This is a genomic window from Agromyces sp. NPDC056389, from assembly GCF_042262385.1.
GTDB lineage: Bacteria > Actinomycetota > Actinomycetes > Actinomycetales > Microbacteriaceae > Agromyces.
Genome location: NZ_JBHJPN010000001.1, coordinates 853,563 through 865,930 on the forward strand (window position 1 = coordinate 853,563; position 12,368 = coordinate 865,930).

Annotated in this window: 11 protein-coding genes and 1 pseudogene; 8 read left to right on the forward strand and 4 right to left on the reverse strand. The window is 71.4% G+C overall.

Features of this window, described 5'->3' with window-relative positions; translation table 11 throughout:
• Window positions 1–127 precede the first annotated feature (127 nt).
• The 6 genes from ACFCVM_RS04040 to aqpZ all read left to right on the forward strand — a co-directional run bounded on the left by ACFCVM_RS04040 (window position 128) and on the right by aqpZ (window position 6,669).
• Window positions 128–1,381, forward strand: coding sequence for a hypothetical protein (locus tag ACFCVM_RS04040; RefSeq protein WP_375834161.1), 1,254 nt, complete (start codon window positions 128–130; stop codon window positions 1,379–1,381).
• Window positions 1,372–2,058: a DUF4129 domain-containing protein gene (locus ACFCVM_RS04045; RefSeq protein ID WP_375834164.1), complete on the forward strand. Its 687-nt coding sequence runs from the start codon at window positions 1,372–1,374 to the stop codon at window positions 2,056–2,058. Before ACFCVM_RS04040 ends, ACFCVM_RS04045 begins: the two co-directional genes overlap by 10 nt.
• Window positions 2,055–3,356 (forward strand): DUF4350 domain-containing protein, encoded by a 1,302-nt coding sequence (locus ACFCVM_RS04050; protein WP_375834167.1) that lies wholly within the window; start codon window positions 2,055–2,057, stop codon window positions 3,354–3,356. The genes ACFCVM_RS04045 and ACFCVM_RS04050 overlap by 4 nt, the downstream gene beginning before the upstream one ends.
• Complete coding sequence (locus tag ACFCVM_RS04055) at window positions 3,353–4,342, forward strand: AAA family ATPase (RefSeq protein ID WP_375834170.1); 990 nt, start codon at window positions 3,353–3,355, stop codon at window positions 4,340–4,342. The genes ACFCVM_RS04050 and ACFCVM_RS04055 overlap by 4 nt, the downstream gene beginning before the upstream one ends.
• Window positions 4,343–4,360: 18 nt before the next feature.
• The gene (locus ACFCVM_RS04060) at window positions 4,361–5,698 is read left to right on the forward strand and encodes a DUF58 domain-containing protein (protein ID WP_375834172.1); all 1,338 of its coding nucleotides are present in this window, start codon (window positions 4,361–4,363) and stop codon (window positions 5,696–5,698) included.
• A 215-nt stretch (window positions 5,699–5,913) separates the two neighbouring features.
• A complete protein-coding gene (aqpZ, locus tag ACFCVM_RS04065) occupies window positions 5,914–6,669 on the forward strand; it encodes an aquaporin Z (RefSeq protein ID WP_375834175.1) in 756 nt (251 codons plus the stop codon).
• Window positions 6,670–6,744: 75 nt separating this feature from the next.
• Here the strand turns inward: aqpZ and ACFCVM_RS04070 are convergent, their stop codons facing one another.
• On the reverse strand, window positions 6,745–7,740 hold the full coding sequence (locus ACFCVM_RS04070) for a stage II sporulation protein M (RefSeq protein ID WP_375834177.1): 996 nt from the start codon (window positions 7,738–7,740) through the stop codon (window positions 6,745–6,747).
• Between the two features lie 17 nt (window positions 7,741–7,757).
• On the opposite strand from ACFCVM_RS04070, the gene ACFCVM_RS04075 reads away from it, so the two are divergent.
• On the forward strand, window positions 7,758–8,600 hold the full coding sequence (locus tag ACFCVM_RS04075; protein ID WP_375834180.1) for an RDD family protein: 843 nt from the start codon (window positions 7,758–7,760) through the stop codon (window positions 8,598–8,600).
• A gap of 44 nt (window positions 8,601–8,644) precedes the next feature.
• Here the strand turns inward: ACFCVM_RS04075 and ahcY are convergent, their stop codons facing one another.
• The 3 genes and pseudogenes from ahcY to ACFCVM_RS04090 all read right to left on the reverse strand — a co-directional run.
• Window positions 8,645–10,126, reverse strand: a complete 1,482-nt coding sequence (gene ahcY, locus ACFCVM_RS04080) for an adenosylhomocysteinase (protein WP_375834182.1) — start codon at window positions 10,124–10,126, stop codon at window positions 8,645–8,647.
• Window positions 10,127–10,174: 48 nt separating this feature from the next.
• Entirely contained in the window at window positions 10,175–11,623 is a 1,449-nt protein-coding gene (locus ACFCVM_RS04085) for a phosphomannomutase/phosphoglucomutase (protein WP_375834185.1), read from the reverse strand.
• A gap of 32 nt (window positions 11,624–11,655) precedes the next feature.
• Window positions 11,656–11,835: pseudogene (locus tag ACFCVM_RS04090) on the reverse strand (DUF3499 family protein); the annotation flags it as partial.
• Between the two features lie 63 nt (window positions 11,836–11,898).
• On the opposite strand from ACFCVM_RS04090, the gene ACFCVM_RS04095 reads away from it, so the two are divergent.
• Entirely contained in the window at window positions 11,899–12,342 is a 444-nt protein-coding gene (locus ACFCVM_RS04095) for a hypothetical protein (RefSeq protein ID WP_074259402.1), read from the forward strand.
• Window positions 12,343–12,368 lie beyond the last annotated feature (26 nt).

Genomic DNA, 12,368 nt, shown 5'->3' on the forward strand with positions numbered 1-12,368 from the left:
GCTGAAACCAGTGCCTAAAGCGTAGTCGGTCAGGGCGAGAAGACCACCGGACGGGCGTTCGAGGGGTGCCCGGCGCGTCGGCGAAATGTGCGAGCATGGTGGGAATCCGCCGGAAGGAGCCCCACAGGTGTCGAACCACGATTGGCAGGCGCCCGGCGGTGCTCCCGCTCCGACACCGACACCGGATGCGTCGGGCACGCCCCGGTTCGACCCGTCGGCCTTCCCGCCGCCGGTCGCCGCGCCGCCCACGTCGGGCTTCCCGCCGCCGACGGCCGCAGCGCCCCCGGCATACGGCGGAGCGCCGGCACCCGGCGCGCCGCTCGGCTGGACGCCGCCGCCGAAGCCGGGCCTCCTCCCGCTGCATCCGCTGGGCTTCGGCACGGTGCTCTGGGCTCCGTTCAAGGTGCTGCGGCGAAACCCCGCGGCGACGTTCGGCACCGGTCTCGTGGTGCAGCTCGTCTCGGTCGTCGCGATGATGGCGGTCTTCGTGCCGTTCATGGTCTTCGTCTTCTCCCGGGTGGAGAGTGCGACCGATTCCGCCGACGCCGATGCGCTGATGTCGGGTGCGGTCGGCGGCTTCCTGTTGCTGATGCTCGTTCCCCTCGCCTTCTCGCTCATCGCGGGCGCGTTCCTGCAGGGAGTGATGGTCGTCGAGGTCGCGAGCGGCACCCTCGGCGAACGGCTCCGGTTCGCCGCGCTCTGGAAGGCCGCGGCGAAGCGCTTCTGGCCGCTCCTCGGCTGGACCGCGATGGTCACCGGCGCGATCCTGGTGGCCTTCGCGCTCTTCATCGCGGTCATCGTCGCCGCGACCTTCTTCGACCCCGTGACCGTCATCGTGACGATCCTCGTCATGATCATCGCTGCGCTCGGCGTGGCGGTCGTCGCTGCATGGCTCGGCACGAAGCTCTCGCTCGTGCCGAGCGTCATCGTGCTCGAAGGCGCCGGAATCGGCACGGCGATGAAGCGTTCGTGGCGCCTCACCGACGGGTTCTTCTGGCGAACCTTCGGCACGCTGCTGCTCGTCGGGTTCATCCTCAACCTCGCGGCTCAGGTCGTCGTGCAGCCGGTCTCGCTCATCGGCACGATCCTCGCCGCGATCATCGACCCGACCGGCACGGGTGCGGCGATCGCGATCACGGTCGTCACCGCCGTCGTCACCCTCGTGCTCTCGCTGCTGATCGGCGCGCTCACGGCCGTCGTGCAGGCCGCGCTCGTCGCCGTCATCTACATCGACCTGCGGATGCGCACCGAGGCCCTCGACCTCGACCTCGTGCGGCACATCGAGCAGCGCGATGCCGGCATGGCGACGAGCGACCCCTACCGCGCCCCGGCGGCCGCGACGACGAACCCCGACCCGGCCTCCGCTCCCGCATGGCCGTGATCCGGCTGCCCGCGACGCCGCTCGATCCCGACGCGCCCGAGGCGCGTCGGTGGCTCGAAGACGAACTGACCGGGCCCGAGTACCAGGCGGCCCAGCCGAGCCCGTTCGATCTCGCGATGCAGGCGATCCGGGACTGGTTCGTCGGGCTGTTCGACGGCGCCACGGGCCTGCCCGGACCCGTGCTCATCCTGCTGCTCGTGCTGCTCGCCGTCGCCGTCGTGATCGTGGGACTCATCGTCTTCGGGCTGCCACGACTCCGGCGACGCCGACGGAGCGAGGTGCCGCTCTTCGACGACCACGATCTCAGGGATCTCGAGACCCTGCGACGAGCCGCGACCTCGGCTGCGGCCGCCGGCGATTGGCCCCTCGCGATCGAGGAGCGGTTCCGCGCGGTCGTGCGCGGACTCGTCGAGCGCGAGGTCGTCACGGTGCACCCCGGCACGACCGCGCGTGCGTTCGCGGATGCAGCGGCGCGCTCCTTCCCCGATCTGGCCGCCGGACTGCGCGATTCGGCGAGCGGATTCGACGGCGTGCGCTACCTCGGTCGTGAGGGTTCACCCGAGGAGTACGCCCGGGTGACCGAGCTGGAGCGACGCATCGCCGACGCGCGTCCTGCGGGGCGCGGCGGCCCCGAGGCGCCCGCTCCCGAACGCGACGGCGTCGGGGCCGTTCGATGAGCGCGACGATCGAAGCCCGCGACGCGGGTGCTGCGACACCTGCGAGCCCTCCGACACCCCCCGACGACGGTGCCTCCGCGCCCGCAGTGACCCCCACCGTGCGAGGGTTCCTGAAGCGAAGCCGCGCCTGGATCGTGATCGCCGCGGTGCTCGTGCTCGGCGCGCTGCTCGTGATGGTGATCCAGGGCGGCGCACGCACGCCCGGCTCCCCGCTCGCGGCCGACAACCCCGCACCCGCCGGCGCGAAGGCGCTCGTCGAGGTGCTCCGCGATCACGGGGTCGTCGTCACCGAGTCGCGCTCCTTCGACGCCGCGCTCGACGCCGCCGACGACACGGCGACGGTGCTGCTCTACGACGAGTACGCGATCCTCGACGAGCGTCGGCTCACGGAGCTGTCCGAGGCCGCCGATCGGTTGATCGTCGTCGAGCCGGGGTTCACCGTCCTCGAGACGCTCGCACCGGGAGTCCGCTTCGCGGGCGCCGCGAGCGGGCCGCTCGACGAGGTCGCGTGCGACCTGGGCCCCGCGGAGCTGGCCGGCTCGCTCTCCAACGGGCAGCGGCTCGTCACCGTCGACGATGCGGCGGTCGAGGCCGGATGGCAGGGCTGCTTCCGCGATGGCGACTTCGGCTTCGCGGTCGCGACCGGACCCGCTCCGGGCGGTGCCGAGCTCACGATCGTCGGCTCGACGAGCGTGTTCGCGAACCAGACCATCACCGAGGCCGGCAATGCCGCGCTCGCGATCGGGCTCACGGGTGCCACCGACGAACTCGTCTGGTACCTGCCCGGCCCGGCGGATGCCGACGGCGCCGACGCCCCGTCCCTGGCCGAACTCACCCCGGGGTGGGTGAGCCCGGTGATGGTGCTCGCGTTCGTCGTGGTCATCGTCGCCGGCATCTGGCAGGGCCGCAGATTCGGGCCGCTCGTCGTGGAGCGCCTGCCGGTGCACGTACCGGCGGGCGAGACGAGCGGGGGTCGCGCGCGGCTCTACGCCCGCACGGCGTCTCGCACGCATGCGCTCGACCAGCTGCGAATCGGCGCGGTCATCCGCATCGCGCGCATGCTCCGACTCCCCCGGTCCGCAGGCGTCGACGAGGTCACGGATGCCGCGGCGCGGGCGACCGGCCGAGACGGCGCATCCGTGCACCGGCTGCTGGCGGACGACCTGCCCGTCGACGACCGCGCGCTCGTCGACCGCGCCGCGGGGCTCGCGGAGCTCGAGGCCGAGGTGCAGCGCTCACTCGACCCACGCGGCGGCGCGCCCACCGATCGTGACGACCCCACAGGAAGGCGACCATGACCGATCCCACAACCGCTCCGGCGATCGCTGCCACCGACGACGAGTTGCGCGCCGCGCTCAACCGCGTGCGCACCGAGGTCGGCAAGGCCGTCGTCGGTCAGGACGGCGCCGTCACGGGCCTCATCATCGCCCTGCTGACGCGCGGCCACGTACTGCTCGAGGGCGTGCCCGGCGTCGCGAAGACGCTGCTCGTGCGGACGCTCAGCCGCACCCTGCAGCTCGACACCCGCCGCCTGCAGTTCACGCCCGACCTGATGCCGGGCGATGTCACCGGCTCGCTCGCCTACGACCCGCGCTCCGGCGAGTTCGCGTTCCGCGAGGGACCGGTGTTCACGAACATCCTGCTCGCCGACGAGATCAACCGCACGCCGCCGAAGACGCAATCGGCCCTGCTCGAGGCGATGGAGGAGCGTCAGGTCTCGGCCGACGGGGTCACCCGGCCGCTGCCCGACCCGTTCATGGTCGCGGCGACGCAGAACCCGATCGAGTACGAGGGCACCTACTCGCTGCCCGAGGCGCAGCTCGACCGGTTCCTGCTGAAGCTCGTGCTCGATGTGCCCGAGCGCGAGGCCGAGCTCTCGCTCCTCCGCCGCCACGCCGACGGATTCGATCCGCACGACCTCGCCGCCGCGGGCGTCACCCCCGTGCTGGGCGCCGCCGAGCTCGCAGCGGCGCGCGCAGCGGCATCCGCCGTGCGTGTCGAGGACGACGTGCTCGGCTACCTCGTCGACCTGGCACGCGCGACGCGGCGCAGCCCGTCGATGCGGCTCGGCGTGAGTCCGCGCGGCACGACCGGCCTGCTCGCCGCGGCGAAGGCCTGGGCGTGGCTCACGGGCTACGAGTCGCTCACCCCCGACCACGTGCAGGCGATGCTGCTGCCCGTCTGGCGCCACCGAGTGCAGCTCCGGCCCGAGGCCGAGCTCGAAGGCGTCTCGATCGACGCGGTGCTGCAGTCGATCGTGCAACAGGTGCAGGTGCCGCTCTGAGATGACCCGGATCCTCTGATGGCACTGACCGGACGGTTCGCCCTCCTCGTCGCGCTCGGCGTCGTTCCCGTCGTCGTGGCAGGGAATGTCGGCGCGCCCGAGGCATGGCTCGCACTCGTCGGCTGGCTCGTGCTCGTCGTCGGGGCGGGTGTGCTCGACCTGTCGCTCGCGGCCTCGCCGCGGCGCGTCGCACTGCGCCGCGAGCTGCCCGACCGTGTGCGCCTCGGTGAGCAGGTCATGTCGGTGCTGACCGTCGAGAACCTCGGGCAGCGGATGCTCCGCGCGACCGTGCGCGACGGCTGGGAGCCCTCGGCCGGAGTCGCCGGCCGGAATCGCACCTCGCTGCGGGTGCCCCCGTTCGAACGCCGACGCGTCACGCTCGGTCTCACGCCGTGGCGGCGGGGCGACCGACGCAGCGACGAGGTCACGATCCGCTCGGCCGGACCGCTGGGGCTGTGGTCGCGGCAGGCGACGCTCTCGGCCCCCGGCCGGATCCGCGTGCTCCCGCCCTTCCACTCGCGCGTGCACCTGCCGTCGCGTCTCACCCGCCTGCGCGAGCTCGACGGGCGCACACCGCTGCTCATCCGCGGCCAGGGCACGGAGTTCGACTCGATCCGCGACTACGTGCGCGGCGACGACGTGCGCTCGATCGACTGGCGCGCCACGGCGCGGCACACCGACCCCGAGGTGCCAGGCGGTACTCGGCTCATGGTCCGCACGTGGCGTCCCGAGCGCGATCGTCGCATCGTGATCGTGACCGACACGTCGCGAACCGCAGCCGCGCGCATCGCCGACGAGCCCCGCCTCGACACCGCGTTCGAGGCCTCGCTCCTGCTCGCGGCGCTGGCCTCGCACGCCGGCGACAAGGTGGACTTCCTCGCGTGGGATCGCCGGCTCCGCGGCCGGGTGCACGGCGCCAGCGGCCCGGCGCTCCTCGCGCGGATGGTCGACGCGATGGCCGGCATCGAGGCCGAGTTGATCGAGGCCGACTGGGCCGCAGTGCCCGCGCAGGTGCGCCGCATCACGAGTCGGCACGCGCTCGTCGTACTGCTCACCGCCGCCGATTCGCCCGGGACCGCCCGAGGGCTCCTCTCGGTGCTGCCGCAGTTGACGGCACGGCACACCGTCGTCGTGGCATCCGTCACCGACCCCGGCCTCATCGACGCCGCCCGCGAGCGCGACGACCTCGAGCAGGTCTACGCTGCTGCGGCGGCCGAGCGCGGTCTGCTCGACGGCGAGCGGGTCGGCGCGGCGGTGCGACGACTCGGCGCGCTCACCGTGACCGCGGCCCCGCACGACCTTCCACCCGCCCTCGCCGACCTCTACCTCGAGCTGAAGGCGACCGGCAGACTCTGACGGTGCGCGACCGCCCCGCGGCCCCGTGTGACGTGCCCGGATGACGGCTTCTGACGCCGCACGACGGCGCATGACGGGGCGCGTCGTCGATACCCAGCCGATTCACAACATTCGCGCGAAGTTCCCGCGCACCGGCCCGAGCCGTCGATAGGTTCGCTTCAGGCACCAGGGGGTTGGTGCCGATTCCGTCTTGTCTTCCCTACGAAAGGACCCCAGTGTCTGACGCAACAACGACCGTCGAGGCTCCCTCGACCGCGCAGAAGCTCACCGCCGAGTTCATCGGCACCTTCATCCTCGTCTTCGGTGTCATCGGCACCGTGTTGTTCGCGGCCGGATTCGACGGCGGCGAAGGCGGCCTGAACGTCGGATTCCTCGGTGTCTCGCTGGCGCTCGGTCTCACGGTCGTCGTCGGCGCATACGCGTTCGGCCCGGTCTCGGGCGGGCACTTCAACCCAGCAGTGAGCATCGGCCTCGCCGTCGCGGGCAAGTTCGCCTGGAAGGCGGTCGGCCCGTACATCGCAGTGCAGATCCTCGGCGGCATCCTCGCGACGACCGTGCTGCTCGGCATCCTCTCGGCCGGTCCGCTGTTCGACATCGCCAAGTTCACCGGCGCCTCGACCGGATACGACGAGCTCTCCCCCGGCGGCTTCGGCCTCGGCTCGGTCTTCCTCATCGAGACGGTCGCGACCGCGATCTTCCTCCTCGTGATCCTCGGCGTCACGAGCGCCCGCGCGGCCGTCGGCTTCGCTCCCCTTGCGATCGGCCTCACGCTGACCCTGCTCGCGCTCATCGCGATCCCCGTATCGAACGCCTCGTTCAACCCGGCCCGCTCGATCGCCACCGCGCTCTACGGCGGCGGCATCGCATGGACCCAGCTCTGGGTGTCGATCGTCGCCCCGATCCTCGGTGCCGTGATCGCCGGCCTCATCTACAAGCTCGTCTTCGACCGTTCGAAGCAACTCGCCGCGTAACCTCTGGCTCGACGATGGCGGATGTCCCACGGGACATCCGCCATCGTCGTCTCACCGCTCCGAACGTGATGCAGCTCAGCCGGCGACGATGCGCTGCGACCCCGCGTCGAATTCGACGAGGTCGCCGGTCTCGCCCGCACGACTCGCGCGGCCGCCGAGCACGAGCATGTACGCCAGGAATCCGCCGAGCGCCGCGACCCCGATGCCGATCTTCACCGGCCACGGCCAGGGCGCAGGGGTGACGAAGCCCTCGATCAGTCCTGAGACGAAGAGGAAGAACACGAGCCCGATCGCGACGCTGAACAGCGCCCGCGCGTCTTCGGCGAGCGCGACGCCCCGCGGTCGAGCCCCCGGCGCCACCCACGCCCAGAAGATGCGGAGGCCGGCCGCTGCTGCGACGAAGACGCATGTGAGCTCGAGCAGCCCGTGCGGCGCGATGTAGAGGAAGAAGGTGTCGGCCTCGTCGTAGGCGAACATGACCGCTGCGTTGATGCCGAGGTTCTGCGCGTTCTGCAGGATCACCCACGGCACCCACACGCCGAGGATGCCGAACGCCACGCACTGGGCGGCGATCCACGCATTGTTCGTCCACACCGCCCCCGCGAACGAGGCCGCCGGGTTCTCGGAGTAGTAGGCGACGAAGCCCTCTTCGGCGATCTGGCGCAGCTCCTCCTCGCTGCCGAGCGCCGCGAGCACACGCGGGTCCGCTCCGATCCACCACGCGTAGAGGGCGGCGACCACGACCGTGACGACTGCAACCGCGAGGGTGAGCCACCGCAACCGGTAGAGCGCGGCGGGCAGGCTCACGACCGCGAACCGGGTGAACTGCCGCAACGGGTTCTCGGGCGCGCCCGTGAACGCCAGGCGGGCTCTGGCGAGCGTGACCGAGAGCCGGTCGCCGAGCGCCGTCGAGCCCGCAGTCGCCTGCACGAGGGAGAGATCGGATGCGGCGCTCTGATACCGCTCGATGAGCTCGTCCGCCTCGGCGCCGTCGAGACGACGACGACGTGCGAGCGCGTCGAGGCGCTGCCAGTCGTCTTGGCGGGCGGAGGCGAGCGCATCGAGGTCCATCTGCTTGAATACTACCCATGGCAGATGCCCCAGCCGTCGCCCCGAGCGCCGCCCGATTCGACGACGAGGGCGTGGTCACCGGCGAGGCCGTGACGCTCGATGTACGACCCGCGAGCGCGATCATCCGGGCGGGCGGCGCGATCATCGACGTGCTCGTCTCGGTGCTCCTCATCCTCGGCCTCCTCCTGGCCCTCTCGGGACTCGGCATCGACGAGAAGGGCTTCCAGGCCATCCTGATCGCGGGCATCGTGACGTGCATCGTGATCGTTCCCACGGCGGTCGAGACGGCCTCGCACGGTCGCTCGCTCGGCAAGCTCGCACTGGGCCTCCGCGTGGTGCGCGACGACGGGGGCGCGATCGGCTTCCGGCACGCGTTCATCCGCGCGCTGACCGGAGTCGTCGAGATCTACCTGACCTTCGGCGGCCTCGCCGTGCTCGTCGGGTTCCTGAACCCGTCGTCGAAGCGGCTCGGCGACCTGCTCGCAGGAACGCACGGGCAGGTCGAGCGCGTGCCGAAGCTTCCGTCGACCGCGTTCGGCGTTCCGCCCGAGCTCGTCTCGTGGGCGGCGATCGCCGACGTCGCCCGGCTCCCCGATCCACTGGCGCGCCGGGTCGCGGCCTTCTTCGCGAACGCGGCGCACCTCGTGCCCGAGAGTCGCGAGCGCGTCGCTGCATCGCTCGCCGCCGAGGTGGCGCCGTTCGTGTCGCCGCTGCCCGACGCCTCGCCCGAACGCTTCCTCGCGGGCGTCGCAGCGCTCCGGCGCGAGCGCGACGCGGTCGCGCTCGCGCTCGTCGACGCCCGGATGGCGTCGCTCGCGCCGGTGCTCACGGCGACGCCGCCCGGCTTCCCCGAGCGCTGACGCCGGACGGACGGCTGCCGCGGACCGCGGCATCCGTCGCCGTCTCAGTACCGGTAGTGGTCGACCTTGTACGGGCCTTCGACGGGCACGCCGATGTAGGCGGCCTGCTCGGGCGAGAGCTCGGTGAGCTCGACGCCGAGCGCGTCGAGGTGCAGTCGCGCGACCTTCTCGTCGAGGTGCTTCGGCAGCACGTAGACGCCGACCGGGTACTGCTCGGGCCGGGTCCACAGCTCGATCTGGGCGAGCACCTGGTTCGTGAACGAGTTCGACATCACGAACGACGGATGCCCCGTGGCATTGCCGAGGTTCATGAGGCGTCCCTCGGAGAGCACGAGGATCGAGCGCCCGGTGGGCAGGCGCCACTCGTGCACCTGCGGCTTGATCTCGACGCGCACGGCGCCCTCGAGCGATTCGAGCGCCGCCATGTCGATCTCGTTGTCGAAGTGGCCGACGTTCGCGACGATCGCGAGATGCTTCATGCCGAGCATGTGCTCGACGCGCACGACGTCCTTGTTGCCGGTGCACGTGACGAAGATGTCGACCTCGCCGACGACGTCGTCGAGGCGGGCGACCTGGTAGCCGTCCATCGCCGCCTGCAGCGCGCAGATCGGGTCGACCTCCGAGACGATGACACGGGCTCCCTGACCGCGAAGCGCCTCCGCAGCACCCTTTCCGACGTCGCCGTAGCCGACGACGAACGCGACCTTGCCGCCCATGAGCACGTCGGTCGCGCGGTTCAGGCCGTCGGGCAGCGAGTGGCGGATGCCGTACTTGTTGTCGAACTTCGACTTCGTGACCGAGTCGTTGACGTTGATGGCCGGGAAGAGGAGCTCGCCCGCCGCATGCAGCTCGTAGAGGCGGTGCACGCCGGTCGTGGTCTCCTCGGTGACGCCCTTCAGCTCCTCGGCGATGCGCGTCCAGCGGTCGGAACTCAGCTCGAGGCTCGCCCGCAGGGTGTCGAGCACGACGCGGTACTCGTGGCTCGCGTCCTCCGTCGCCGCGGGCACGACACCGGCGGCCTCGAACTCGCGGCCGCGGTGCACGAGCAGGGTCGCGTCGCCGCCGTCGTCGAGGATCATGTTGGGGCCGATCCAGTCGGCGCCGGACGCCGCGGCCTCAGTCGACCAGTCGAAGATGCGGTCGGTGCACCACCAGTACTCCTCGAGGGACTCGCCCTTCCACGCGAACACCGGCACGCCGGCCGGCGCGTCGACGGTGCCCTCGGGGCCGACGGCGATCGCGGCGGCGGCTTCGTCCTGCGTGGAGAAGATGTTGCAGCTCGCCCAGCGCACCTGCGCGCCGAGCGCGACGAGGGTCTCGATGAGCACGGCGGTCTGCACCGTCATGTGCAGGCTGCCGGCGATGCGGGCACCCGCGAGCGGCTTCGACTCGCCGAACTCGGCGCGGAGCGCCATGAGGCCCGGCATCTCGTTCTCGGCCAACCTCAACTGGTGCCGACCGGCCTCGGCGAGCGAGAGGTCGGCGACCTTGAACGGAAGGGCGGTGGTCGCGGGCAGCGTGGTCATGCGACCATTCTGCCAGCTCGGCTCCGGGCGATCCTCCGTGTGAAGGAGCTACGCGCTGCGCGGGCTCTCGCGGATGAGCGCGAGGACCTCGTCGCGGATGGCCGCCATCGTCACGGCATCCCCGCCCTCCGCGTTCAGGCGCAGCAGCGGCTCGGTGTTCGAGGGCCGCACGTTGAACCACCAGAACGCCTCGTCGCCGGCGGTCATGCCCGTCACCGTGAGGCCGTCGAGTTCGTCGAACTCCGCCCGGTCGGTGAACGCCTCGACGATGCGCGTGTACGCCGCGGGCACGTCGTCGACGACCGAGTTGATCTCGCCCGAGAGCGAATACGGAGTGAAGCGGTTCGACATCTCGGAGAGCGGGGCCGCTTGCGCACCGAACTCGGCGAGCACGTGCATGGCGGCGAGCATGCCGTTGTCGGCGCTCCAGAAGTCGCGGAAGTAGTAGTGCGCCGAGTGCTCGCCGCCGAAGACGGCGCCCGTGGCGCGCATCTGGTCCTTGATGAGCGAGTGGCCGACCCGGGTGCGCACCGGCGTCGCCCCTGCGGCCTCGATCGCCTCGGGTACGAAGCGCGAGGTGATGAGGTTGTGGATCACCGAGACATCCGCTTCGCCCATGGCCTGCACCCGGGCGATCTCGCGGAGGGCCACGATGGCCGCCACCGCAGAGGGGTCGACTGCGCCGCCCTGCTCATCGACGACGAAGCAGCGGTCGGCGTCGCCGTCGAATGCCAGGCCGAGGTCGGCACCGTGCTCGACGACGGCGCGCTGCAGGTCGACGAGGTTCGCGGGGTCGAGGGGGTTCGCCTCGTGGTTCGGGAAGGTGCCGTCGAGCTCGAAGTAGAGCGGGACGATCTCGAGCGGCAGGGCCGGGAGCGCTGCCGCCGTGCCGAGCACGGCCGGCACGGTGAGCCCGCCCATGCCGTTGCCGGCATCCACGACGATCTTGAGGGGCCGGATGCCGCTGAGGTCGACGAGCGAGCGGAGGTGGGCCGCGTAGTCGGCGAGCACGTCGACCGTCGAGACCGCGCCGGGCGCGGCGACGGACGCGATGCCCGCTTCGAGGTAGGCGGCGGCGCGATCGCGGATCGCAGCCAGGCCCGTGTCGAGCGAGATGCCCTGCGCTCCGGCGCGCGAGAACTTGATGCCGTTGTACGCGGCCGGGTTGTGACTCGCCGTGAACATCGCCGCGGGCGCGTCCATCGACCCCGACGCGAAGTAGTTCTCATCGGTCGAGCACAGCCCGATCGAGATGACATCGGCACCGCGGGCAGCCGCACCGCGGGCGAATGCCTCGGCGAATCCTGGCGAGGAGTCGCGCATGTCGTGCCCGACGACGACCTGGCCGCCGCCGGCGCCGACCTCGTCGACGAACGCCGCGGCGAGCGCCTCGACCGTCTCGGCGGTCAGCCCCTCCCCGACGATTCCGCGGACGTCGTAGGCCTTCACGATCGCATCGAGGCGCGCTCGAGATCCGGAGGAGTCAGCGGAATTCATGCCTTGAAACCTACCTCACCGAGGCTGACGTGCCGCACGACCTGCCAGCCGACGGGTGCCGACGTGCGCTCGGCATGCCTGGCGCAGAGGTCGTAGCCGTGCGGCTCGCGGGTGGCCGCGAGCGGGCCGAGCACGGCCATCGAGTCGGCATAGTCGAACGTCAGCGTGGCAACCGCTTCGGCAGCGCAGGCAGTGCGCGAACAACGTCTCATGGCTTGACCAGAGTAGCGAGCATCTCGGCCGTTCGGTGGATACGACTCAGTACGATGGACGGTATGCCCCGCTCCCGCCGCGTCGCCTCAGAGCCGCGCTCGCCCCGACGGCTCGCCCGCGACCGCCACGGCCGTGGGCTCCGCTCGGCGGTCACCGGGCCGCACCTGCCGATGCTCCACAATCGCCTCGACGAGTTCGACGTCACCGTCGGGACCACCGCGGCGTATCTTCGGGGACTCTGGCCCGAACTCGAGGGCGTGGTGTTCGAGGTCGCGCAGGGGCCGGCCGAGGCGATCCACGACGACCACGTCGACCGGTGGAAGGTCTTCCACGACGAACGCCGCATCGTCTTCTACCGGTTGCCGATCGTGCGGTTCCTGCGGCTGCAGGAGGGCGAGGAGCGCGAAGAGAAGCTGCTCATCGAGAGCTGCGTCTTCCGTGCCATCGCCGACCTTCTCGGCAAGGACCCGTGGGAGCTGGCTCCGGGGCGCTACCGCCACCTCTGAGCGACGCCGCGAGGCGCGCCGTCACC